The organism is Candidatus Methanomethylophilaceae archaeon (assembly GCA_017524805.1).
Lineage (GTDB): Archaea > Thermoplasmatota > Thermoplasmata > Methanomassiliicoccales > Methanomethylophilaceae > Methanoprimaticola.
In genome coordinates this window covers 18,758-41,905 of sequence record JAFXUX010000005.1, presented here as the reverse complement: position 1 = coordinate 41,905, position 23,148 = coordinate 18,758, and the positions used below count along the sequence as shown (strand labels likewise).

General features: G+C 54.5%; 23 protein-coding genes and 1 tRNA gene. 11 read left to right on the top strand and 13 right to left on the bottom strand.

Features of this window, described 5'->3' with window-relative positions; translation table 11 throughout:
• The first annotated feature begins 399 nt into the window (after nucleotides 1-399).
• The 3 genes from IKP20_01000 to IKP20_00990 all read left to right on the top strand — a co-directional run bounded on the left by IKP20_01000 (nucleotide 400) and on the right by IKP20_00990 (nucleotide 3,293).
• On the top strand, nucleotides 400-1,299 hold the full coding sequence (locus IKP20_01000; protein MBR4503554.1) for an ROK family protein: 900 nt from the start codon (nucleotides 400-402) through the stop codon (nucleotides 1,297-1,299).
• 53 nt (nucleotides 1,300-1,352) lie between these two features.
• Nucleotides 1,353-2,171: a hypothetical protein gene (locus IKP20_00995; protein ID MBR4503553.1), complete on the top strand. Its 819-nt coding sequence runs from the start codon at nucleotides 1,353-1,355 to the stop codon at nucleotides 2,169-2,171.
• Nucleotides 2,172-2,627: 456 nt separating this feature from the next.
• The gene (locus IKP20_00990; GenBank protein ID MBR4503552.1) at nucleotides 2,628-3,293 is read left to right on the top strand and encodes a trypsin-like peptidase domain-containing protein; all 666 of its coding nucleotides are present in this window, start codon (nucleotides 2,628-2,630) and stop codon (nucleotides 3,291-3,293) included.
• A 15-nt stretch (nucleotides 3,294-3,308) separates the two neighbouring features.
• On the opposite strand, the gene IKP20_00985 is transcribed toward IKP20_00990, so the two are convergent.
• On the bottom strand, nucleotides 3,309-4,163 hold the full coding sequence (locus IKP20_00985) for a trypsin-like peptidase domain-containing protein (GenBank protein MBR4503551.1): 855 nt from the start codon (nucleotides 4,161-4,163) through the stop codon (nucleotides 3,309-3,311).
• Nucleotides 4,164-4,256: 93 nt separating this feature from the next.
• Between IKP20_00985 and IKP20_00980 the strand changes: the two genes are divergently transcribed.
• The 4 genes from IKP20_00980 to IKP20_00965 all read left to right on the top strand — a co-directional run bounded on the left by IKP20_00980 (nucleotide 4,257) and on the right by IKP20_00965 (nucleotide 7,508).
• Nucleotides 4,257-4,559: a hypothetical protein gene (locus IKP20_00980; GenBank protein MBR4503550.1), complete on the top strand. Its 303-nt coding sequence runs from the start codon at nucleotides 4,257-4,259 to the stop codon at nucleotides 4,557-4,559.
• A gap of 183 nt (nucleotides 4,560-4,742) precedes the next feature.
• Complete coding sequence (locus IKP20_00975; protein ID MBR4503549.1) at nucleotides 4,743-6,518, top strand: AAA family ATPase; 1,776 nt, start codon at nucleotides 4,743-4,745, stop codon at nucleotides 6,516-6,518.
• Nucleotides 6,519-6,836 carry an ATP-binding domain-containing protein gene (locus tag IKP20_00970; GenBank protein ID MBR4503548.1) on the top strand — a complete coding sequence of 106 codons (318 nt, stop codon included), beginning with the start codon at nucleotides 6,519-6,521 and terminating at the stop codon, nucleotides 6,834-6,836.
• A 30-nt stretch (nucleotides 6,837-6,866) separates the two neighbouring features.
• Entirely contained in the window at nucleotides 6,867-7,508 is a 642-nt protein-coding gene (locus IKP20_00965) for a hypothetical protein (GenBank protein MBR4503547.1), read from the top strand.
• 123 nt (nucleotides 7,509-7,631) lie between these two features.
• Here IKP20_00965 and IKP20_00960 read toward each other — a convergent pair whose 3' ends face one another.
• The 6 genes from IKP20_00960 to IKP20_00935 all read right to left on the bottom strand — a co-directional run bounded on the left by IKP20_00960 (nucleotide 7,632) and on the right by IKP20_00935 (nucleotide 14,993).
• Nucleotides 7,632-8,024 (bottom strand): hypothetical protein, encoded by a 393-nt coding sequence (locus tag IKP20_00960; protein MBR4503546.1) that lies wholly within the window; start codon nucleotides 8,022-8,024, stop codon nucleotides 7,632-7,634.
• Complete coding sequence (locus IKP20_00955) at nucleotides 8,021-9,355, bottom strand: sel1 repeat family protein (protein ID MBR4503545.1); 1,335 nt, start codon at nucleotides 9,353-9,355, stop codon at nucleotides 8,021-8,023. Before IKP20_00955 ends, IKP20_00960 begins: the two co-directional genes overlap by 4 nt.
• A gap of 28 nt (nucleotides 9,356-9,383) precedes the next feature.
• Entirely contained in the window at nucleotides 9,384-10,292 is a 909-nt protein-coding gene (locus IKP20_00950; protein ID MBR4503544.1) for a sel1 repeat family protein, read from the bottom strand.
• A gap of 24 nt (nucleotides 10,293-10,316) precedes the next feature.
• On the bottom strand, nucleotides 10,317-10,952 hold the full coding sequence (locus tag IKP20_00945; protein MBR4503543.1) for a M48 family metallopeptidase: 636 nt from the start codon (nucleotides 10,950-10,952) through the stop codon (nucleotides 10,317-10,319).
• Between the two features lie 1,531 nt (nucleotides 10,953-12,483).
• Complete coding sequence (locus tag IKP20_00940; protein ID MBR4503542.1) at nucleotides 12,484-13,662, bottom strand: sel1 repeat family protein; 1,179 nt, start codon at nucleotides 13,660-13,662, stop codon at nucleotides 12,484-12,486.
• Complete coding sequence (locus tag IKP20_00935) at nucleotides 13,659-14,993, bottom strand: pyridoxamine kinase (protein MBR4503541.1); 1,335 nt, start codon at nucleotides 14,991-14,993, stop codon at nucleotides 13,659-13,661. The genes IKP20_00940 and IKP20_00935 overlap by 4 nt, the downstream gene beginning before the upstream one ends.
• 93 nt (nucleotides 14,994-15,086) lie before the next feature.
• Here IKP20_00935 and IKP20_00930 point away from each other — a divergent pair, with 93 nt between their 5' ends.
• Nucleotides 15,087-16,004, top strand: a complete 918-nt coding sequence (locus IKP20_00930) for a hypothetical protein (GenBank protein MBR4503540.1) — start codon at nucleotides 15,087-15,089, stop codon at nucleotides 16,002-16,004.
• Between the two features lie 333 nt (nucleotides 16,005-16,337).
• Complete coding sequence (locus IKP20_00925; GenBank protein ID MBR4503539.1) at nucleotides 16,338-18,410, top strand: ATP-dependent DNA helicase; 2,073 nt, start codon at nucleotides 16,338-16,340, stop codon at nucleotides 18,408-18,410.
• Here IKP20_00925 and IKP20_00920 read toward each other — a convergent pair.
• Nucleotides 18,397-19,053, bottom strand: a complete 657-nt coding sequence (locus tag IKP20_00920; GenBank protein MBR4503538.1) for a hypothetical protein — start codon at nucleotides 19,051-19,053, stop codon at nucleotides 18,397-18,399. The genes IKP20_00925 and IKP20_00920 overlap by 14 nt on opposite strands.
• A gap of 86 nt (nucleotides 19,054-19,139) precedes the next feature.
• On the opposite strand from IKP20_00920, the gene IKP20_00915 reads away from it, so the two are divergent.
• Together IKP20_00915 and IKP20_00910 are read left to right on the top strand one after the other, a co-directional pair.
• Nucleotides 19,140-19,222 (top strand) — tRNA-Ser (locus IKP20_00915).
• A gap of 84 nt (nucleotides 19,223-19,306) precedes the next feature.
• The gene (locus IKP20_00910) at nucleotides 19,307-20,098 is read left to right on the top strand and encodes a 2-amino-3,7-dideoxy-D-threo-hept-6-ulosonate synthase (GenBank protein ID MBR4503537.1); all 792 of its coding nucleotides are present in this window, start codon (nucleotides 19,307-19,309) and stop codon (nucleotides 20,096-20,098) included.
• A 6-nt stretch (nucleotides 20,099-20,104) separates the two neighbouring features.
• On the opposite strand, the gene IKP20_00905 is transcribed toward IKP20_00910, so the two are convergent.
• The 5 genes from IKP20_00905 to IKP20_00885 form a co-directional block, all read right to left on the bottom strand.
• Complete coding sequence (locus IKP20_00905; GenBank protein ID MBR4503536.1) at nucleotides 20,105-20,818, bottom strand: UPF0280 family protein; 714 nt, start codon at nucleotides 20,816-20,818, stop codon at nucleotides 20,105-20,107.
• Nucleotides 20,815-20,892: a 4Fe-4S binding protein gene (locus IKP20_00900; protein MBR4503535.1), complete on the bottom strand. Its 78-nt coding sequence runs from the start codon at nucleotides 20,890-20,892 to the stop codon at nucleotides 20,815-20,817. Before IKP20_00900 ends, IKP20_00905 begins: the two co-directional genes overlap by 4 nt.
• Nucleotides 20,893-20,898: 6 nt before the next feature.
• Nucleotides 20,899-21,219 (bottom strand): 4Fe-4S binding protein, encoded by a 321-nt coding sequence (locus tag IKP20_00895; GenBank protein ID MBR4503534.1) that lies wholly within the window; start codon nucleotides 21,217-21,219, stop codon nucleotides 20,899-20,901.
• A 5-nt stretch (nucleotides 21,220-21,224) separates the two neighbouring features.
• A complete protein-coding gene (locus tag IKP20_00890; protein MBR4503533.1) occupies nucleotides 21,225-22,373 on the bottom strand; it encodes a homocysteine biosynthesis protein in 1,149 nt (382 codons plus the stop codon).
• Between the two features lie 180 nt (nucleotides 22,374-22,553).
• A complete protein-coding gene (locus IKP20_00885; protein MBR4503532.1) occupies nucleotides 22,554-23,090 on the bottom strand; it encodes a Holliday junction resolvase in 537 nt (178 codons plus the stop codon).
• Between the last annotated feature and the right edge of the window lie 58 nt (nucleotides 23,091-23,148).

Here is a 23,148-nt window from a genome sequence, read left to right as displayed (position 1 = left end):
TCGCCGCTGGCGTATGATCTAGCACACGTCCAGGTTTCGTATGTTCCGGCAGTCATCGGGCTTTATCCGTCCTCATCCTCCAATGCGGAGCCCTGTGCCTCTTCCCCGGCCGAGTTCCTCTGGGTCGGGTGCATGATTTGAATGCTGCTTTTCAACAGCGGTAATCTGAATGATAATATTCGTAATATATTAAACTTTTCATTAGTTCCTTATTTGATGTCTTTTCAGCATTCGTTTTTCTATCCAAACTGCTCAGAATCGTTGGTTTTTTGCTCCAGAACACTCATTTTCATTTTATTCGTGTTGCCGTAATGTCAGCCGACTAATCGAGCCACACTCAAAAATGCCGATGGATGTTCTACCTATCAACGTTATATCGGCGCTTGTGAATCTTCTTCCATGGTTTGCGAGCAGCTGTTCGGCGCTATCGAGATTGGCGGGACCAAAATCATTTGCGCAGTCGGTCATGAAGATGGTTCGATCGTTGAAAAATTCAGATTCCCGACTTCCACGCCGAAAGAGAACTTACCCCAGATGATCGATTTCCTAAGGGGTTTTGATATCGGTTCGGTTGGCGTCGGTACAGTCGGTCCTGTCAATCTGCATGGAAGCATCCCTGAATATGGCACCATCCTCGCTTGTCCCAGAGAGGCTTGGTCATACTGCCGTCTCGCAGAATCTCTGGACGCCGGGCTTAACGTTCCCATCGCCGTCGATAGCGATGTCAATGCCGCATGCATAGGCGAGAGCAGATTCGGTGCTGGCAAAGGAAAACAGAATGTGCTCTACATCACCGTGGGCACCGGAATCGGCATCGGTATCGTTATAGACGGCAAGCCACTCCACGGTATGCTTCATCCAGAGGGCGGCCATTCGAAAGTCGGGAGATATCCTGGCGATTCCATGCAAAGCGCTTGCAGATTCCATCCCGATTGCGCTGAAGGCATGGCAAGCGGCACTGCTCTCGGCAAAAGAATCGGCGGGAAAGGTGAGCTGCTTTCTGAGGACGACCCCGTCTGGGATATCGAAGCCCATTATCTCTCTCAGCTCGTCAGAAATTGCATGCAGATTGTATCCCCGAACGTCATAGTCATGGGCGGCGGAGTCATGGACAGAGAATTTTTGTTCCCGATGATCCGCAGGAATGTTGCCAGCCAACTCCATGGGCATTATATCTGGGGAGAAAGCCAAGACATGGATTCCTACATAGTGCCATCTCAATTGGGCGGAAACCAAGCTCTGATGGGATGTTTGGCCATGGCGGCCGACACTTTCGGGCATCCCACTTGCCCCTTATAAATAACGCTTCAAAAAATGCACCCTGGGGGATGGGACCCCTAGGGGAGCACTAGATGAGGCGTAACGGATCGGTCAGTTCTCACGGGCCAACAGACCAGATATTGAAATGGGTTTTCGAGGGCGAATTCTTCCCTTGGAAAGATTTTCTTCAGGCATACGACGCCGGCGCCTTCCAGAAAAAGATGCCGGGATGCTACATCATACTGACCTACAGCGGGAATCGTGCACCGAGGAATCTATCCAAATATCATGCCGGGTATGTCGGCCAATCGACAGACGTCATTTCCAGATTGCATTACCATCTGACCGGATACGGCAACAGAAAGGTCTATGACCACATCAGATCGGGAAAAGCAGCCGTCATCCAGGCCATACCATGTTCTGCGGGGTCTCTGAATGACATGGAATGCGCGCTGATATACGCATTCGGAAGGGATAGGCTCTTTAATCTCACGGATGGCGGCGCGACCCATAGGACAGAAGACCGTTCAGCATTCGTTTTCGCCGACAGAAGGCTCTATCCCAAACGTTTCACAGATAATCTTTCCATGCGCAGGATCGTTCTCAGGGCGGACGGCAAAAGAGCTGTTTCCTATTTCGTCGACGGCATCCGGTTATGCGACGTGTCGCCGAATTCGCCCATATGCATCGATCTGCCCGAGGGCAAGCATTCTATCGCGGCGAAGCGCCTGGGATTTTTCTCCGGCCGCAAGACTTCGCTGATTACGGGCGAAATAATCGTCACAGCCAACGCCAGAAGGCTGAGGATCCCGATGACAATTGTCCGGCGCCCGCTCAGCGACAGATATGGCGATGTGGCCTCAGGAAATCGCGTTTCAAAGGATTTGACAGAGATTCCGGGCGAAAACTGACGGGCCACACATCGTCTTTGAAAGGGGATAAAAATCATCGCAGATCGGCCTTCGGATTGAGATAGAGCTTGCGATTATTCGAAATAATTGGAGCTTTCATCCTCTCAAGGTTCAGTTTCACTAATCCAACGCATTTTAGGGTTATTCAATCCCTAAAAAGTATGACAGAACGGCTTATAATCTCTGTCGGGATTTACCGGTCCATGAGATGCGCGTATTGTGGATGCGAAATATCGTCCCTCTGCCCGTTTTCGATGTGTCCGTCATGCGGACAGCCTTTTATGAAACCGGAGTTCGAATGAACCGGCGGATCCAAACCGAAAAACTGCACCCTGGCTGCCATGGGGAAAAAGCAGCCAGGATGCGATTGCAATCCCGACCGAATCGCCGGGACTGATTCGATGGTCATAAGCACCTATATCGCACCGTTAAATAGAACCGCACAAATGTGGGCGCATGTTCGTCGAAGCATACGGAGCCGCCAAAGAATTCGCGCGTCCCGTATTGCTGTCCGACCTGAAAGGTTCCTGGGTCGGATGCGGAACATTCATAGTTCTCAACAGGTCCGGTTGGATCGTCACCGCCAAACATAACATAAGCGAAGCGATGGAGGACCATTGTGCAAGTTCCGTCTGGGGATGGGACGGCGTCGGCATCGACGAGGCGATCTTCGACGACGCTACCGATATGGCCGCAGGAAGGCTGGACCCTTTCGACCCAGAGTGGGTCTCGGAATATCCTTTGCTATCTGACGGCATCGGAATCTCCATAGGCGGATCATTCGGAAGGCTCGGCTATGCCATTGAAGAAGGCGACGATTCCGCTTCGGCCGCGCCTCTGTTCAACAGCGGCATCATATCCCAGATACGCGACGGTCCAGACATGAGATGCATCATAACATCCAGCGCAGGCATGAAGGGGCAGTCCGGGGGCCCTCTTTTCGATTCCGAAGGATACGTCATCGGAATGCAGACCTTGACCCGCTGCGTCCCTTTGGGTTACAGCGGAGCCAACGACGATGGCGTGATGAAACCTCTGATGTCGATAGAAGGGATGGCTCTGCATATCGACTCGATGAGAAGATTCCTCGATGCGGCCGGGATCTCTTACCGCATCGAGTGAGTGCTGACTGATCTCTCAGCCGATGATCCTGTATTCCTCGCCCGAGTCGTCGCTTCTATACGATATATTCTTGGAGTCCAGGAACTGCCTGATCGTCTTCACGTGGACGGCGCGCCCGATGCAGCAGAACTGGTCTTCGATGGGATTCTTCTCCGAATCCATGAAATGGAATCCGAACGGCATCGCTATGGTGTTTATCTGCATCCCGCACACTTTGCCTTCGGCGTTGACGATCGGCCCTCCGGCTTGGCCTCTGTAACCGGGGGTGGATATGTCGATGTACATGGCATCGAAGGGGCTGTTCCCGGCTTTCTTTACGGTCACTATCTTGGACACTATGCCATCATTGGCGAATATGCTCATATCGGAATCTATCTTGGGAATTCTGAAGGCGCTGCGGGACACGTCGAATTCGGTCGGCGGATCCACGAAAGGATGTCCGAGCCTGCATACGCTGCTCCCGATGGAAACGTCGTTGGGATCGGCGAAGACCGGATAGTTCGGAACCATATTCGGCCTGATATTGGCGAGTTTCACGAGCGCTATGTCGATTTTCCTGTCCACGGTGACCTCTCTGATCATGACCCCGTCCCATCCCCACCAAAACGAATGGTTCAGGATGAATTTGGGATCCATTTTGGCTGGTTCCGAGGATCCCGAGTTCATCTGATTGATTTCGGCGATCTTTTTGCGGTCGCCTTCGAACTTCACCAGGGAATCGAAGGTATGGCCTGCGGTGATCGCCCAACCATCTTCGTTGACTAAGATGAACGAATTGAGGATTGTGCTTATGGCTCCGTCCTGGAAACGGAGGGACGTGGCGACGGGGCGCGTGAATCCCTTCGCAATGCGGCATGCATCTGCGAACATGAAGCCCAGAATGCAGTGATATGATATAAATCGGACTCCGAAAATCAATCCTGCATCCTTAAACAAAAATATCCGATGCTGCATTGCGGTTTCGTGATTTCCGGAGAGACCCAATACCTGATATATGCCGGCCTTGAGATGGACGATTTCACCGGATGGAGAAGGCTCGAGGACGAGACCGATGCGAACGCGTGCTATTGGGCGCTCGATCTGGGAAGGGGCTGCGTACTCCACAGAGCCGTGAAAAAAACCAGAGGGCTTTTCGGGGTCAGGACATCCAAACTAACCTCTCTGAAATTCGACTGGAGCGCGGAAGATCCCGACGGGGATTTCTTGGATGCCTGCGTGGGGGTAATCCACGGGGTCAAATACACCGTCGAAAAGGATTGCATTTAGTTCAGGACGGAGACGGCCGTCACCGCCATCTCCAGGGAGCCGACGGATTGGGCCGAGTTCGAGTCTGGCAAGCCCGATTTCCCGCCGAAGGACACCTCAGCCTATTCAAGCTTCTACGCTTGACCATAACAATCTTAAGACCGTCCGGAACGCCTTTTATCGGGCTTCCTGCGGTTCACATCCATGGATCGCGAAGAGCTGTCGAAAGTGCTGCCGGATTCCGCGTCATCGCTTTATTCGTACGTCGAAGACATGCAATTCGCCACGGATCCGCCTATGGGCATGAGCGTATCGGAGGTCTCATCCTATGATGTGCGGGGCGATTATGCCGTTCTGCATCTTTTCTCCCCGCTGCAGGATACAGAGTCGTTGATGCTCATGGTAGGCTCCGATCTGTACCATGGGGATGAGGCTGGATTCACCCGTTACGACGATGTGTCGCGCACAATAGTCATAAGGCCGGGGCCTGAACTTCTTACTCTTTTATCGGTCGGTCATCCCAGCCTAATGGTAGTTTCGGACATGAAATTCCTCATCAGGGCGGCATCGGAGTTCTTGTCGAAGCATTCGCGGTCCATTGGGTTCCCACCACGTCCTCCTTCGGAATGGGAACCCATCTTTCCCGATGGCTCATCTCCATCTGAACAGCAGATATCGGCGGTGGAAAGCATCCTGTCCAACGGGCTTTCCTATGTGTGGGGCGCTCCCGGCACCGGGAAAACCCAATTCGTTCTGGCCACATGCATCAGGACCTGCATCGCCCACGGCCTCAAAGTGGCGGTGTTCGCTCCCACCAACAATTCGGTGGAGCAGGTTCTGAGAGGAATTCTGAGGGCTTTCGATAAAAAGGAGCTGGGCGACGGGATCCTTCGCTTGGGAGTTCCGACCAAAGAATTCCTTCTGGACCATCCTGAGATGTGCGAGGATGTGCAGGCTCAGAAGCGCGCTGACAGGCTCAGAAAAAGCATAGCCAACATGGAGGAGATTCTTTTCGAACGCACCTGCGAGCGCATGAGACCGAATATAGAGCGCATCGGAGAGCGTTTGGAAGCCATGGGAGGCACCGACAATCTCGAGGGTAACGTTATGGATGACATGAAACCGGTGCTCAGCCTGTGCTCTTCCAAAATGCTGGATATCGGCAGCCTAGATGGGAAGGATATGAGAAGCGTGCTGGCCGAAGCCAAATCCGCCCTGTATGACAGGGACAGGCCCGCATTGGACATCGACGAATACGTCGGGATAAGCGACTCCGAAATAGCCGAGCTGATCAGTTCAATGGAGGAGGAATTGGACAGGATTCTTTCCAGATGTACCAGCAGGCGCGTGAAAGATGTATCCATCATCTCTGGGACGCCCCTCCAATTCATATCCCGCTTCAGGCCCAGGCACTCAGAAGACGATGGGCGGATGGAAATGGATGCGGACCGCATCTTCCTGGATGAGGCGGGATACTGCAACCTCGTGCACGCCGCTTGCCTGCTGTCAAACGGAGTTCCAATAGCGTTTCTCGGGGACCATATGCAGCTGCCTCCGGTTTGCGAGATGGATTCGGATATGCTGGCAGCTTCCGCTTCCAACGGCGGCAGATTGAAAAACGCATTCCTTTGGGATATGAACGCTCTCCATTGCGAGGAGCTGCTGTTCTGGCCCAGGGATGCGCTGGCGCTGGCATATGCATCGGGCGCCGAGCCTGAGTTCAGAGCGACTGCGCGCTGCAACCTCACGGAATCGCATCGTTTCGGGCAGAATCTGGCTTCCATCCTGGACAGGGCTGTATATCACAACGGGATGACAGGATTGGGCAAAGGGGATCTGGAGCTGTATTACATCGATGCCATCGGCGCCGAAAGGAAAGAAAGGGGCAATGAAGCGGAGAAGACGGCCATCTTCGAATACCTGGCCAAGGAATCCCCGGACCCCCGCAGCATAGCGATCCTTACCCCTTACGCCGATTAGGTGAGGCTTCTGAAGCGCGGCGCCGGGAAATACCGCGATTCGGTCATGACAGTTCACGCTTCGCAGGGCAGGGAATGGGATACTGTCGTTCTGAGCGTGTCTGACAACGGCGCCGTGGACAGGGACGTCCAGCTGAGGTTCACCAGCTCAGCTTCCCAGATCGGATTGAAGGTGATTAACACCGCGGTATCCAGAGCGAAAAGGAAACTTATCCTGGTATGCGACATGGGGTTCTGGGCGCCCAGAAGCGACGAGCTCATAGGCATGATAGCGGCCGCTGCGATGCCTTGGAAAGAACCTGAAAAAATGGATAAATAATCGATGCGATTCGGAAGAAAGGGGTTGAGCATGGACGAAGATAACGGCGGAGCCGAAGGCAGAAGCGATGAGTACAGGATAGTCGACGATGACGATCGCGGCCCCAACCTCAGATTGGCGGCGGTTGTCACGAAGGAGCTGATCTTCTGCGACCCGGACATGATGCTTTCGAAATATGGGATATGCGGGAACTCCTACTCCTTGGACAGGCTCGACAGCGACGGGATCAAAGAGCTCTCCGCTTTCCTGGAATCCAACTCCTCCATCCCGGAGGCTGAGGGCATAGCCAAAATACTTGACAGGGCCAGATGCAACGAGAGTTTCAGCATCATAGACCCCAGCAACGTCGAGGCCATGTTCGAGAACGATCCTGCCTGCGGTTCGGTCTACGCTTGCAACGTTATCCTGGACTCCCTGCTCTATGCGCTGGACATAACCGAGACCATCGACACTTCATCCTATGCGCTCTGCATCCTTCTCGGGATCAAAGAAGGGATCATCGCCGAGGACGAGCTGGAAGATCTTACCGCCCTATTCATGTACAGGAACCGCTGCGCCATGGAGATCGAGGTCGAAAGGCCGGACGACGGTTTGGTCAAAAGCTGGGAGACGATTCTTTTCAGGCTCGTTTCGATGATGTTCGACGCCGCATCGATAAAAGGATGCAAGTGAGGTGACGGGCTAAGCGGTTTGCGTTCCAAAACCAGTTTTCGTTCAACCCGCCACTTTCGGTTTATCATCCGCATCGACCCTATTTATCATTATCTGTCCGTGATCGCTTGGAACGGCGCATTATCATTCAGAGCCGCCGTCATTCATGCTTTCCAGCTCTGCTGCAAGGGCCTTGCGGCGGCTTTCCAAAGCGGACGCCTGCATCGCCAACTTCGAAATGGAATCGAAATCAGAGGAAGCCTCGGCCTCTTTGATTCTGGCGCGTATGTCGGCTATCTCTCCGGATATGGAATCGATCTCATCACGCAGAGAGCCTTCTGAATGTGGGCTTTTCATCTCTGCCATAGGGCGGCCGGGGCCATCGGAAGAGAGCTCTATTATTCTCTCCCTGATGGCTTCCATCCGCTCCGCGTTCGCTCTGGATTCCGCCGGGGTATCCGCGATCTGAGACATCAGAGCCAAGAACTCTGCCCTGAGCGACGCGAGCTCAACCTCTTTACCGCCGATCCCGCTCATTTCTTGTTCTTGGAGCCTTTTTTCGAAGAGCCTTTGCCTTTCTTGGATCCTTTGCCGCCCTTCTTGCCTTTTTTCTTGCCCTTCTTCTTGGTCTCCAATATCCCGCAGAATTTGTCATAGAGGTCGTCGTCGTTGAATATGGCATCGCCGATGACGCCCAGGATATAGGGGTCCTGAAGGATGTACTCCATCATTTCCGGAGACAGAAGAGCGCTGATCCCGATCGACTGGTAGTTCTCGTCCAGAATTTCGTTGCAGTATTCCGTGCGGATCTCATCGGCTTTGGATTCCAGCTCGGCGTCTTCTACGCTGAGGGATTTCAGATAATCCTGATAATCGTCCGGGCATTCGACATCCCCCTGGGAATCGACGTCAAAACCATCCAAAATGGTTTCGTCATCGGTCATATCGGCCAGAACCGTCAGATATGAGAGCATATCCGCCCTCAGATAATTGATGAGGGCATCCGTTTTCTCGATCTTCTCCGGCTTCCTGTATCTGGCTTTGGCCTTCTCCAGATCGGATATGTCCCTCATTTTGTTCTCGATGACGGTCCTGAGAATCCTCGCGGAATCCTCCGCGCCAATAGCTCCGTCTTCCATGATTAAAGGATGCGCGACGGAGATTAATAGATTGCCGGGAGTTCCCGGCGAAGGTCCGAACCATCCGGCTCGATATTTCTTGTCGCGCGGGACGATGCGGACGGGAGCCCCGCAGAATGGGCAGCTGTCTAGGACCGCGTCCATGCCGTCTTTGTCCTCGCCGAGAAGCGCAGGGCCTTTGTACGAATCGATGAACACGATGCTCTGCTCGAGAAGCGAGTCCAACATGGGCTTGCAGCAGGCCGCTTCCACGTCCACATCCGAAATCTCCAGTCTGAGAAGGGGTCTGGCGCGGAGATTCTTGTTCCTTTGCTCCGTAAGGATGGCGTCCACGCGCTCGGCATCTATGTCCGCGCCGGGGAATCCCATCTCGGCGGCATAGGCCAGCATCCTCACGGCCTTCTGCATGTCCTTCGGTACTCCTGTTCCTACTTCATACATGAGCCCAAGATGATACAGGGCGCTGGGATCCAGCGAATCCGCGGCTTCGCCGAGATAGCGGACCGCTTTCTCCATGTCCGTCTGGACGCCTTTGCCTGACGCGTACAGGATGCCGAGCTCCCTGCGGGCTGGGAGGCTGCCCATGCGGCAGGCTTCGCGGAAGCATTCCGCAGCTTTGGCGTAATCCTTGGGAACGTTGGTCCCGTAGAGATAGTCAAGCCCCAATTTGTAGAGCTTGTCCGCCTCTTCTTCGTTGTCCGGCATTCCGGAATTTTTCTCGGAAACCATGTTAATCGGCTCCAAATCGTCCGCATCATTAATCATCCTTCGCACTGGCACCTAATGTGCGGAGCGTTTTCTCCGCTTCGGAGTCGCCGTTCTCCGCCGCCATCTTGAGCCATTTGGCCGCTTCTTCGTCTGACTTTTCGATGCCGGCGCCATTGATATAGCAATGTCCGACCGTGGACATGGCAGAGACCGCTCCCTCCATGGCGGCTTTAAGAAACCATTCGAAAGCCATCTCGGCGTTCGGTCCGATGCTTCCGAATCCTACGGAATAGAGATATCCGAGCCTTTCCATGGCGAAAGCGTCGCCGCCTTCTGAGCCTTTCCTATACCATTCCGCCGCTTTCTCGGTATTCTGGGCGGTTCCGATTCCGAACTCGTAGCACACACCCAGCTGGAACATTGCGTTTAGATTGTCGGCCTTGGCTGCCGCCCTGTAGAGCAGGAAGGCTTTGGCCTCGTCCTTGTCGACGCCTAGCCCATGCTGATAGAGATATGCCAGATTGGTTTTGGCATCGGAATTACCTTGGTTGGAAGCCAACCTGAAATATCTGGCTGCCTCCGTGTAATCGCGTTCGACCGAGATCCCGTCCATATATGCAAGACCGGCGAATGCCTGGGCGTCCGGTATGCCGTCCTTGGCGGCCTTGATAGCCAGCTTCGCGGCCCTCTCGGAATCGATGCCGTCATACTCTCCCTGCATGAACAGCTTGACCATCAGCGCCATCGCATCGGTCTGGCCGGCCGCCACGGCCTTCTCCAGATAGTAGTAGCCTTTCTCGGAATCCTCCTCCGTATCCCATCCGAAGAGATAGGCCATGGCCATAGCGTACAGCCCATCCGGATCGTCTTTGGCGGCCAGCTCCGAAACTTCCTGGATGGTCAGCTCCCTCTCGCCTTGGGGCGTATGGAAAACGAAACCGCTTCCTTCCTGTTCCATGCCCAAGCGTATGCGATGCAGATATTAACTGCCAATCCTCGCGAGCTCTTTCTGTATCCTTTCATAATCAGGGAACTGCCTCTCTTCCCTGCGGAACGCCGCGGTATGATGGCGCTTTCCTGTCAGCAATCCCTGCCTGATATGGAGGAACTCATGGTATACCACGAAATCCAGGCACTCCTCGGATATGCCGTCAGAATCCAGGATTGGCGATATCGATATGACGCGGAACATCCAATGGCATCTCCCCAGAACTCTCTTGGTCTTCCGTTTCGTCCATGTGATATACGTATTGCTGATATCGCTTTCCTCAACCAGCCCGGCGTCATAGAGCCTCTGGACAGACTCTGACAGGCTGCGGAAATTGCCCTCGGAAGTGCAGGTGAAACTTCCGCGCCCGAGAAATACAGGCCTCTTCGCGAGTATGAATCCGTCTGACGAAACGTAATCCTCAAAAATCGTGGGCGCGCCTTTCTTGCCGCTGAACATGAAAGTCAGAAGGTCTTCCACCACGCCTGCGGGTGCGTCCGACAGATAATCGGATACGGTAGCGAACGGCTTCCCGCCTTTGAATCCGTGGCGGCAGATGTAGTTGCCCATGTCCTTGAATTCTACCTTCACGGAAGTCTGCTTTCCAGCTATCGGGATGGCTATATCCATCGCTTCCTGCTATTCCTTGGGACCAATATGTCCTTTTGCTTTTGTTTCTTCTGCATGGAATGCTCCGACCTGACGTCTTTGCCGCTGAGATCCTTGCCGCAGTGGTACATCATCGTCGAAACAGTGGACGGAGTCGGCGTGAAGATCTGGACCTGCTCCGGATTTGTCCTGAGAACGCGGCGGCAATAGTCGGCCAAGCCTCTCATGTCGTCCTCGGTGCAGCCCGGATGGGCCGCTATGAAATAGTACGTGAGAAACTGCCTCTTCCCGCATCTTCCGCAGGAATCCGAGAACATCTCCCTGAAATCCTCGAGGACTTCTCTGGACGGCTTGCCCATAAGACGCAGGACTTTGGGAGAGATATGCTCAGGCGCTATCTTCATCTGCCCCGAGACGTGGCGCATAATCAGCTCGTCGAGGTATTCCTCACCTCCGCTCCTGTCGGCGACAATCATGTCGTAGCGTATCCCGGAATTGACGAAAGCCTTCCTCACCCCGGGGATGGCCGAGATCTCCCTCAGAAGCTCTGTCTGGGCCGAATGGTCGATGGGCAGACGCGGGCACGGCTTTGGGAATAGGCATCCCCTGTCTTTGCACGATCCCGCCATTGATTTCACCGGGCAATCGATCCCGTACATATTAGCGGTGGGCCCTCCGACATCCTGGATGATGCCGTTGAAGGAAGGATCGGAAGCGATCTTTCTGGCTTCCCTGAGTATTGATTCCTTCGAGCGCGAGACCACGGCGCGCCCCTGATGGACGGCTATCGCGCAGAACGAGCAATCCCCGTAGCAGCCGCGATGCGTGGTTATCGAGTTCCTGATGGTTTCCATGGCCTTGACCTTGCCTTGGGAAGCGTACAAAGGATGGACGGCATTCTCGTAATCCGATTCGTATGAGGAATCCAGCTCCTGCCGCGTCATGCACCGCTGCGGGCGGTTGTGGATCAGATATCTCTTCCCATACGCCTGGTGCATGCGTCTGCCGGATACCGGATCGGAATTGTCCCTGAAAATGCGGAACATCTCGGCGAAGGCCATCGGATCCGAGGCGCATTCCTCGTAGGATGGAAGAGCCACAGATGGCAAAGGCAATTCGGAAGACATGTAGCAGATTCCTCTGACATCCTTCCAATCCTTTCCGTCGCGCATCCTCTGAGCTATCTCCAGGTTGGACAGCTCGCCCATGCCATAGACGATGGCGTCGGCCTTCGAATCCAGCAGGACCGAGCGGCGGACGACATCGTCCCACATGTCATAATGGGCGATGCGGCGGAGGCTGGCCTCTATCCCGCCCAGGATGATCGGCTTCCCTTTTGCATGTCTCTTGATGAGGTTGGAATATGCGATGCAGGCGCGGTCCGGACGGCGGTCGTTGATCCCTCCGGGAGTGAAATCGTCGTCTTTCCTGCGCCTGTTGGTGGGGGTGTAATTCGCCACCATCGAATCGACGCAGCCCGCCGATACCGACCAAAAAAGATTCGGGACGCCCAGACGGAGTATGTCCTCGGAGGAATCCAATCTGGGTTGGGCTATAATCCCGGCTTTGAACCCGTGATCGATGAGCCAGTGGCCGATGACGGCGGTCCCGTTGTAGGAGTTGTCCGTATACGTATCGCCGGAAACGAGAATGATGTCGAACGAATCCCATCCTCTGGCGCGGGCCTCTTGGATGGTCGCCGGAATGAACATCGGCTCTCTTCTCCGGAGCGAGATGCCAGCTCTTTCGCCGGGCCGTATCCCGCGTCGGCAGCCGCCAGGATCAGATCGAATTCTTCTCCGTCGTATTCCGGATCGGCTTCCCCGCGGATGATCATCACCCCTAGATTATACATGCATGATGGCACGTCCAGATCGATCCCGGCGCGGAAATACTGCGCGGCCATATCCAGATCGGAGGGGACGCCATCGCCATGATAGTATGCCTCGCCCAGCGCCGCGATCGCTTCTGGGTTTCCGCCATCGGCGACCTCGCCGATTATCCCGCACGGATCCGCTTTCGAAATGTCGATCAGACCTTCGCCAGCAAGGACGGCCATATGGTAGTATGCAGGGCAATAACCCAAATCCGCGGCCTGCCTGTAGTACGACAAGGCGACCTCCAGATCTTTTTCGACGTGGATGCCGCCCTCGTACATCATCCCGAGGTTGCACATCGCCGAGCATTCCCCATCTTCGGCGGCTTCCTTCAGGAGGCCGAATGCGCCCGGTTCGTCTTTAGGGAGGCCGTTGCCGGAGAGCATCATCGCGCCCATGTTAGCTTTGGCCTCGGCGCTCCCGAGACCGGCCGCTTCCCTCAGAAGCCTGAGCGCTTCTTTTTCGTTTTTGTCGGTGCCGATGCCTTTGAGATAAAGCACCGACAGCATGAACAGATGGTCTGGATCGCGGCTTTCCGCGGCTTCTTTGATCAGCAAGAAGGCGCGAGGCCCGTCTTTCTGAACGCCTTTCCCGTCCAGATACAGCATCCCGAGATCGAATGTGCCTTTGGGGCATCCCTGCTCTGCCGATTGTGAATAAAGATGCGCGGCGGTGGCTATGTCTTCGTCCACGCCGTCCCCGTCCTCGTACATGTTGCCCAGGATGTCCTGCGCCATGGCATGCCCTTCCATGGCCGCTATGCCCAGAAGTCCGCGGGCTTTCTCGAGATCGCTGGGGGAGCTGGCATCCAGATACAGCCTGTATCCTTCTTCGAAAAGCTCTTCCGCGCTCAAATCCCGCGCCCCATCACGAAATCGTCCATCACGAAGCCTTCCCCGATATCGGTGCGCAATTCGGACATCTTCTCAAGTCCCATCGCTTCGTAGAACGCTATCGCCTTAGAATTGTTTTTGTTCACCGTCAGGCGCATGCGTTTGGCTCCTCCGCATCTTCCCGCTTCGAAAGCCCTGAGAAGGAGGGCCTTCCCGACGCCTTCCTTCCTGAGCGGTTCCATGACATAGATTTTGGATACGAAAAGCTCGTCACCATCGAACTTGTAGCCTATATATCCTGCATCCTTCCCGTCTCTGCGGGCGATCTCGTATGTCAGCCCTTCGGATATCTGGTTCTTGATGGCCTCAGCGGACTGGAATTTGGCCAGCATATAATCGATCTGATCCTCCGAGACTATTCCGGCGTATGCCTCATGCCATACTGCGCTGGCCATCTTCTCTATCGATCCGAAATCCCCGTAGTTGATGGCGACGCGATACGGGGCTTTCTCCTTTATCGAACGCGCATAATCTATCAGGCCGCATTCGAAATTGACCCCGAATCTCACGTCGGTATTGGATGAGTATGTTCTGATGATGCTCCCGACTGTGAAATCGACCGCTATATCGACGGATTCCCCGAGAGAGACTCCGGCTTCCAACGCGCCGACGAGAGCTGACCCGAAAATGTCACCAGTCCCGTGGTAATATCCGGGCACCTCTTTTCTCATCGAGCTTCCGGTCTCTCCGGTCCGATAATCTTTCCAGACTGCTCCCAATTTCCCAGGTTCGAAGCTCACTCCTGTTATGACTATGCGGGATACCCCAAGAACCTCGGCCTTGGAGAATATGCCGTCGATGTATTCCCTGGAATATGGGCCCTCCTCGTACTCGAAACCGAGCATGAACGCCAATTCGGTGAGATTGGGCATTATGAGATCGGCCTTTTCGCACAGACTTCTCATTCCCGCGGGGAAATCGGGCCCGAATATGGCGTACATCTTGCCTTTGTCTGCCATGACTGGGTCGACGTATACCGCAGGTCTCTGATCGGAGAGATCGTCTATGAGCCCTTTTACCAGATCGATCTGCTCGAAAGAACCTAGGAATCCAGTGTAAATCGCATCGATCCTCAGACCGAGGGATTTCCAATGGGCCCCGATGGGACTTATGTCTTCGGTAAGATCCCTGAACGTGAATCCTGTGAAACCTCCTGTATGTGTGGATAGGACTGCGGTGGGGAGAACGGAGCATTCCTCGCCTGCGGCCGAAATTATCGGCAGAGCCACCGTGAGAGAGCACTTTCCAACGCATGAGATGTCATGGATCGCCAGGACCCTTTCCTGTTTCATGCGCCGCAATCGATTGTACATCATTATAATACTGCTGGTTTAGCCGAGAACATAAAACCCAAAATATATACTGGCTATGCAGTTGCGTAAATCATGCCAGGCACGCCAGAAGACTACCTAGAAGAGGCTCTTTCCGAATACAATGACAAAGTCAACGCATTGGAGTCGGAGGGGGATTCTGAGGAGCTTCTGGAGGCGTATGTCAATCGCGGCTGCATCCTCAGCATGATGGAGCATTTCACATCCGCTCTGGAAGATCTGGAGACCGCATCCAAAATGGAGTCCCGCATCGGCGCGGATGACGGGACGTTCGTGAAAATGAACTCAGAGCTTGGCAAACTTTACAGCCATTTCGGCATCGACCCGCAGGTTTTGTACGCTGATGTCGCGGCTCGCTTGCAATGGATAGGCGCAACATCGCGTCATTTCGATCTGAAGGGCGTGGTTTCTATGTGCCTCGACTCCGCCGAAATCCTACTGGAATTCGGCCATCCCTCTGACAGCCACCCATTCCTCGAGAAAGCTCTGGAAACGACTCAGGCAAAAATGGATCCGTGGATGAAGAACAGGAGGGTCGAAGCTCTCAACCTCATGGGCGAGGCATACGATGCGGAAGAAGAATCTGAGATGGCGGAAAAATGCTATGCGGAAGCGGTAGAGGTCGGCATGGATCTGATGAAATCGGAGAAATTGGAAGATTTGGAGATTCTGGCCGCGACTTTCCTGTCCAAAGCGGAATGCGATCTGGATCTCGGCATGATGGATCGCTTCGTGGAAGACTCCGACAAAGCCGTATTGATAATCGAAAAAATGCATGAGAACGGGATTCTGGACGATATGACTGAGGCGTCTGATATCTGCCATAACGTCGCAGTCGAATTCATCAAGCAGGGGAAGGTCGACGAAGCCGAGAAATACCTGATCAAAGCGGTCAAACTATCTTTGAAAGGCGCCCAGGACTATATTGATAAGAGCGCTATCGACCAAATAGATTCCAATGGCCATAATTGAGTAGAACTATAGTTACTAAATGGCCATACATTCTGATACTAATCATAGTGATGCCCCTATATTGCTAAAACATCGTAACAGATCAGGATTCCTGGATAATCATATCGCAGATGAGAGTCTAAAGTGAGCAGCACTCGAATGTTGCAATCCTTTCTTTGTATAATTGCACAAATAATCGTCCCAAGATTTAATCCCATCACATTGTCGCACAGCGCATGGCAAATTATCATTATGATAACGAATCGCGTATTGAATAGACTATAGTTCTACTAATAAGATATCCTGATTGTTACACCGAACGAAACATTATAACCCGTGAGCCGATGGAGTTGTATGCAGGGCCTTTTCTGTAAAAGATGCAAAAGCCTTTTGCCCCCCGGAAGCGCTAAATGCCGCAGCTGTGGCGCTCCCGTAGATGCGTCGTCCACGTCGAGTCAGACATGTCTTTTCGATGCGATGGGAAAGTCAAGGCCCGATAACCCAACCAAAACGATGGAAGTCGAAGGTGCCCCGTACATGCCATATGAGCCTCGCGGCTGTCAGATGGCGATAATCGAGGACATACGCAATGCTTTGAACGAAGGCCGCCACATAGTCATGGAATCTGGTACTGGAACTGGAAAGACTATAGTCTCCCTTGCCGCAGCCCTTGAGCATTCCAAAGATCGCGGAAAGAAAATCGTCTACCTCACAAGGACGATATCCCAGAGCGACCAGGTCATGAGAGAGCTCAAGGCCATCGGAACCATCAGGCAAGTTTCCGGCATCGCAGTTACCGGCAGGAACAAATCATGCCCTTTGTACCGCGGCTCACCTGGTTTCGAATCCATCACTCCCAACGTCCTCTCGATGATGTGCGATGAGAGGAAACAGAAAAGCGCCAAAGGCCAAGCCGGAGGCTGCAGATACTTCGACAGGGTCAAAACGGAGCTCCAGAACATCGAAGACTTCTGCAAAAAGGATTTTCCTTCTTCCGAAACTCTTGACAGATACTGCGAGAAGCTGGGGGCTTGCCCATACGAAGCGAAAAAATCGCTGATGCGCAAAATGGACGTCATCGCTGTCCCTTATGTGCACATCCTTTCAAGGGATATCAGGAACAATCTCCTTGCGAACCTCAATACCGCAGGTGATGCCACCGGAGTCGTTCTGATCATCGATGAGGCGCACAACTTCATCGATTCCGCCCGCAGCGAAGAGAGCTTCGAGATCAATTCCAGATTGGTCGATTCCGCGATCGACGAATGCAATTCCATGAAAGGCGCCGACGTAGCCCCCGGCATCAGGATGGCGGATTTCATCGGCTATTTCAAGAACAGCATGAGGGCGGTGGCCAATGAGAAGATCGGCCTGGGACAGAGAGAGTACGTCTTTGACGGCGATTTCATCGAGGAAAGGATGATGGCCAAGTTCGGAATGGAACGCGGGGATTTCATCACGTGCATCGACATCATCGCGGAAGTGGGCGAAGAAAGGAGCCAGTATCTGATGGAAAAGGGCGAGACCAGGCTCTCCGAATTGGAGATGCTCGGGCATGCCCTCCAGAATTGGTGCTCCGCATCATCCAGAAGGTTCGTGAGGACGATGAAGATCGATCAGAACGGAGAATATCTCAGCGCGGCCTGCATCGATCCCACGGAGATATCCCTGTTCCTCAGGAGCGTCCCAGGATCGATACATATGTCCGGGACCCTTCAGCCTCTCAACCAGTACGCCAGGGTTCTGGGGCTTCCGGAGACCACAAGGTGCCGCACCTATCCGTCGCCATTCCCGGCCGAAAACAGGAAAGTGATCTATGTCGGCGACGTAACCACCAGACAGGCCGATATGAAAGCGGATCCGGGGATGCAGAACCGCATCGAAAGATACATCGTCAATCTATGCGCGTCAGTGGACAAGAACACTCTCGTTTTCTTCACCTCATACAACAACATGAGGCTGATGCGCCCCTATTTGGAGACTCATATCGACAAAGCACTGTACTGGGAGGAATCCAAGAACCTCAGAAAAACCATGGATAATCTCGCCCAATTCCGCGCGGGAAGGGACGGCGTGTTCTTCTCAGTCATGGGAGGTTCTGTTGCTGAAGGGATAGATTTCCCCGGAGACGAGCTTTGCTTCGCCGTTATCGTTGGGATACCGTTCCCGCCGCCATCCCCGGAGATGCAGGCGATGTCGGCGATGTACGATCAAAGGTACGGCGACGGCAAAGGGTGGCTCTATTGCAGCGAAGTCCCGGCTATGAGGAAGATGAAGCAGGCGATAGGGCGTCTGATAAGGACGGAGACGGACAGAGGCATGGCGGTGATACTTGACAGCCGCACATCCCGCTACGCCAAACAGCTGGACGCTACGCTCTCTGCCGACCCGGCAGGGGACGCCGCCAAATTCTTCATCCGCCGGTGAAGGTTGCTATCAGAGTTATCGAAAAGGCAATGCCCGAAGTTATCGCTGCAGATTGCCATCCTTTGATGCCGATGTAGCTTCCGAAGCGCCATCCCACAATGAATATCATCGCTGAGGATACCAACGATGATGTCAGCATAGCAAAGTCCAAATCATCAATCAGAAACAGCGGCAATACTGCGGGCAGAAGCGGTGTGACGGTCGCGATGAAACAATAGAACGCGCTGGTCAGCATGCGTCTGCGGTCTTTCCTCATGGATTCATGATTCTCGAGCGGAGAAGCCGCCACTTCTCTGCAGATTCTGCGCCTCGATTCTTCCTCGATCAGATCCAGAGGGCTGCAATCGAAATCCCCGTCTATCCTTTCAGCTTTCTCCTCCAAAGATACGTCGGATGTCAGGTCTTTAAGCATGCGCTTCTGATCCGACACGTCAATCGCGTAGAATAGGATGCAATCGATCATGCCCCATGTGAAATCCATTCCGACCATCAGGACGGCCAGATCCATCGCGTCCGTGATCTTCAGCAGGTTGAATCTGGCGGCCGTTATGAAAAGCATCGCCATGATGTAACCGTAAAGCAGCTCCTGCAGAGCCAGACCTGGACCTGTGCGGTTCGCAATGTTGCTGAATATTCCGCCCACGACCGATAATTGACTTCCCAAGTATATTTTGGGAATGGTTCCGCTGGAAAAGTAACTTATATAATTTTGGCATAAAGCGGTTCGCTGCGGAGGTAGCCCAGCTGGCCCACGGCGCCGGTCTTGAAAACCGGTGGAGAATTCCTCGGGAGTTCGAATCTCCCTCTCCGCGCCTTTTTCGATGCTTATCAATCCCGGCGAAGATTGCAACAGTAATAAATAGTGTGCCGTGTTAACACGTATCACGGTAATCAAGATGTTCGGAAAGAAAATCAGAATCGAGAGTATAATCGACAGGAACAGCGGGAACGCAGTGGTGGTGCCACTTGACCACGGGATCAGCATCGGACCCGTGCCCGGGATTATTGATCTGAGAAAGACTGTCAACGATGTCGCTGAGGGCGGAGCGACCGCAGTGCTTATGCATAAGGGGATGGTCCCTCAGGGCCACAGAACATCCGGGAACGATGTGGGCCTTATTCTCCATCTGTCCGCCTCTACCGACATAGGCGTCAATTCGAACAGCAAAGTGCTGGTCGCCACCATGGAAGACGGCCTCAAACTCGGCGCGGATGCCGTTTCCATACACGTCAACGTCGGTGCCGAGACGGAACCCAGGATGCTGGAGGACTTCGGCAGGGTATCCAGCGAATGCATGGAGTGGGGCATGCCCCTCGTTGCGATGGTATACCCTCGCGGGCCTTCCATCCCCAATTCCTACGATCCCAAGGCTGTAGCGCACTCTGTGAGGGTTGCCGCGGAGCTGGGAGCCGACGTCATCAAATGCAGCTACACCGGAGACATAGATTCTTTCTCCAGGGTCGTGGAAGGCTCGATGGTGCCCGTCCTCATCGCCGGCGGCCCCAAGATGGATTCGGACATGGACATCCTCAACATGGTCCACGATTCTCTGGAAGCGGGCGGCCATGGCGTCTCCATCGGGAGGAACGTATTCCAGCACAGGGACGTCAGAGGCATGATGTCTGCCATCTCGGATATGGTGCTGCATGGCGCCACCGTCAAAGAGGCCGCAGAACATCTCAGATGATCGAACTTACTGCCAGAGCCCCCGCTTGGCGTCGAACCGGGCGGGGACCATCTCAGGTATATCGCCGTAAAATGCGACCTTCTTCCCGCAGACCGCGACGCAGCCCCTGACCCCTTCTATCGAGCCGATTCTCTCGGCGGCGGATGATAAAGATTCCGTCTCGGAGCTTACGACCAGATTGCCGAGGGCTGTGGCGCAGCAATCCGCCAGAATTACGTCATCCGAAAACACGGTGCAAAGGTCGCTGGATCCGAGCGACACCGACGGCCCTATCGTCGCGGAGGAGGAGCATATCCCAGTCATGCGATCCGAATCCACCAGATACGCCACGTCCCTGAATACGCTGTCATCCGCGTATATACCTATTGGCACCTTCTTTCCGGGGGAATACAGCGCTATATCCCCGCCGTTCTCCACTATGGCCTCTTCGGCCCCGGATTCTGCCATCTTCCTGGCCGCATATTCGGCTACCGCGCCCGCCACGCCGGCCATCGGCCCCACGCCCGCCAAAGAGGAAGCGCGGCACATCCTGCGGATCAGCTCGGGGTCGCCGTCCGATTCCGGATACGGCTCATATGTTATGCCGAAGAAAGGGTCGGAACGGATCTTGTCTTCGATCCATCCCCTGGCCTCCATCGCCGCCAGCTCGCCGATGCGTATCGACCTCTCGTCCGAAACCAAAGTCAGGATGGTCTCCTCGCACCGAAACTCGGCCCTCATATGTTCAACCTGAGCGCCTTCACCGGGCATCCGGTCACGCAGGACCCGCAGGCGATGCATGTGTCGATGTCCAGATGAACCTACCAGGTCTCCGGATCGAACGCGAACGATTTCGTGGGGCAGAGCGATATGCATGCCCCGCAGCTGAAGCATCTGGCTTTGTCGCGGAGGATGTGCCTCTCCAGGCCGCTGACTATGAATCCCTTCTTCTTGAGGCCCTCTATGGCCTCATCCACCTTGGACTGGTCCCCCTCCAGCGTGAGGATCATTATACCGCTGCTGTCTTCCTTGATCTCAGCCTTCAGGACGTTGGGTTTGAGGCCGTATTCCGTCGACAGTATGTATGTGACGGACTCCTGGACGTTCATTTCGTCGAACTCTATCTTGATCTTCGTTCCCATCGGCCTCACTCCTTTGCTACGAGATGTTTGAGCCTGCCTGTTCTGGGCAGCGGCATCGATGGCTTGGTGAGCGTGAATTCGCCGCTCTCGATCCATCCTTTGAGCTCTTCGGCGACTTTCTTGGCGCCGGCATATGAAGACATGGACGAAGTCCTTATGGATTTGCCCTCGTATTCCACCCTCCCGGATCTCAGCTGGGCGTAGCTGTATCTGGCTATGGGTTTGCGGCCGGTAGGCAGGCTGTAATCTACCATGTCGGAGAATATCTCCTCGTCCGAGATGGCGGCGCGCCTCATGACGTCGGCGTTCAGCACAGGAAGCGGAATCCCGATGCCCAAAGCGATGGACGTCCCGTACCCGGTGATATCAAGGCCGCGGACGTAGTTGGGATCCATCCCTTTCATGTCGCCGATCAGGGCCAGCGTACGGGCTCCGCCGACCGGAACCCCGTTGACCTCTTCGTTGGCGGTGTTGAACTGGGTGCCCTGCCAAGCGACATAGCCTTCCCCGCCCGCCAGGAATATCTTAGTCCCGATGCCGGTGACATCGCAATGCGGGTCGTTGAGAAGCGGGGACAGCTGTCCCGCAGAGCTGTAGGTGATGTTCTTCATCCTCGGGAGCAGCTTTCCCATGTAAGTGTAGATCGTCCTGGAAGACGTATTGGTGGCGACGCCATAATTCTGATAGGAGTTGCGAGGGTTGAACAGGTAGGCTTCGTTGATGTCGTCCAGTGAGATGTCGGCCTCGATGCTTTTCCTTACGTAGCAATCGGTGCCTGGGCCCCATGCGCGGAGATGCACCCTTTTCCTGGCGATGAGGTCTTCGATCACATGGCCTCCGCCATAGCCTCCGGCCGGATTCTCGGTCATCTGGGCGGCGCCGATGTAGGTGTCCACCGCCGCGAGCCCGCCATAGGCCGGAACGTCGTTCAGAAGGATGTTGGTCATCCTGATCGGGGGCGTGGCATGTCCGAAATTGAGGAACGCCCCGGATGAACACATAGCTCCGAAGGTTCCGGTCGTGATGACGTCTACTTCCTCCGCGGCCTTCTCCGCGCCTTTCTCCCGGACCAAATCGATGACTTCCTCTGCGGTGCATACCGTAGCTTTTTTGGCTTTGATCTTGTCGTTGATCCCCTCATACGTCTTTGACACTGGATGAGCCCCCGCGATGGTGTGGATGCCTATAAGGTATAAAGGGAAGCATTTAAGCCCTTTCTATGCCGGCCAGGACAGGTTAAATAATCGTCGGCGATAGCAGAGGCGGGACGGCGACGGATGATGATTGACTGAGGCTGATCTGTGATGAGCCCTATGAGTTCTGACGGCCGCCCCTCATTCCGATGAATAATCGGACATGCCAAGATAAAGGATGAGATCGGACAGTTTCATGCCCTCGTCCCAGCGCATGATGTAGTTTCCCTCGGCGGAAACGTCTATCTTCGGCATCCTGCGGTACAGTATCGCATGGCGGCCTTTGAATTCGTGGTCAGTAGGGATGGTGAAGACCCTCCAAGGATCGCCGTGGATGCCTTTCAGCCTGTAGGCGTAGATCGGCACCAGATGGGAGCTCTCGCAATCCGAAAGCATCCTATCGGCTTGCTCCGTCAGCCGCTGGCTTCTGCTGAAATGCAGCGTCGAATCCGCGGAGCTCTTGACCTCTATCGGGAACGAGAAATCCCATCTGAGGGCTACCAGATCCACGCCCAAAGAGCCTGCCGCCCTGATGACGAGGAACGGCTCGGTCCGCATGAGAATGTAGCCGGCTTTCTCCATGGCGCTGCAGGTCTTGATCGTCTTCGATATGGCCTTCTCATCGCCGACAAGAAGCGATTTGAGCTCTCTTTCGTAGACGTCGCCGGGCGCAGCCATTATATCGGTTGCAAGATGCCCAGCCAATATATAACAGAGTTAGAGGGGGTGGCCGAAA

Coding starts and splice junctions, on each gene's coding strand:
- IKP20_00945 (MBR4503543.1), bottom strand. CDS start 10,952: ATGGATATAGCCATCCCGATAGCTGGAAAGCAGACTTCCGTGAAGGTA.
- IKP20_00935 (MBR4503541.1), bottom strand. CDS start 14,993: ATGAAACAGGAAAGGGTCCTGGCGATCCATGACATCTCATGCGTTGGA.
- IKP20_00985 (MBR4503551.1), bottom strand. CDS start 4,163: ATGTTCGCAGATGCATGCCGCATTGCGAAGGGATTCACGCGCCCCGTC.
- IKP20_00960 (MBR4503546.1), bottom strand. CDS start 8,024: ATGAGCGGGATCGGCGGTAAAGAGGTTGAGCTCGCGTCGCTCAGGGCA.
- IKP20_00925 (MBR4503539.1), top strand. CDS start 16,338: ATGCAGGGCCTTTTCTGTAAAAGATGCAAAAGCCTTTTGCCCCCCGGA.
- IKP20_01000 (MBR4503554.1), top strand. CDS start 400: ATGGTTTGCGAGCAGCTGTTCGGCGCTATCGAGATTGGCGGGACCAAA.
- IKP20_00990 (MBR4503552.1), top strand. CDS start 2,628: ATGTTCGTCGAAGCATACGGAGCCGCCAAAGAATTCGCGCGTCCCGTA.
- IKP20_00905 (MBR4503536.1), bottom strand. CDS start 20,818: ATGAGGGCCGAGTTTCGGTGCGAGGAGACCATCCTGACTTTGGTTTCG.
- IKP20_00885 (MBR4503532.1), bottom strand. CDS start 23,090: ATGGCTGCGCCCGGCGACGTCTACGAAAGAGAGCTCAAATCGCTTCTT.
- IKP20_00930 (MBR4503540.1), top strand. CDS start 15,087: ATGCCAGGCACGCCAGAAGACTACCTAGAAGAGGCTCTTTCCGAATAC.
- IKP20_00965 (MBR4503547.1), top strand. CDS start 6,867: ATGGACGAAGATAACGGCGGAGCCGAAGGCAGAAGCGATGAGTACAGG.
- IKP20_00995 (MBR4503553.1), top strand. CDS start 1,353: ATGAGGCGTAACGGATCGGTCAGTTCTCACGGGCCAACAGACCAGATA.
- IKP20_00895 (MBR4503534.1), bottom strand. CDS start 21,219: ATGGGAACGAAGATCAAGATAGAGTTCGACGAAATGAACGTCCAGGAG.
- IKP20_00950 (MBR4503544.1), bottom strand. CDS start 10,292: ATGGAACAGGAAGGAAGCGGTTTCGTTTTCCATACGCCCCAAGGCGAG.
- IKP20_00955 (MBR4503545.1), bottom strand. CDS start 9,355: ATGGTTTCCGAGAAAAATTCCGGAATGCCGGACAACGAAGAAGAGGCG.
- IKP20_00910 (MBR4503537.1), top strand. CDS start 19,307: ATGTTCGGAAAGAAAATCAGAATCGAGAGTATAATCGACAGGAACAGC.
- IKP20_00975 (MBR4503549.1), top strand. CDS start 4,743: ATGGATCGCGAAGAGCTGTCGAAAGTGCTGCCGGATTCCGCGTCATCG.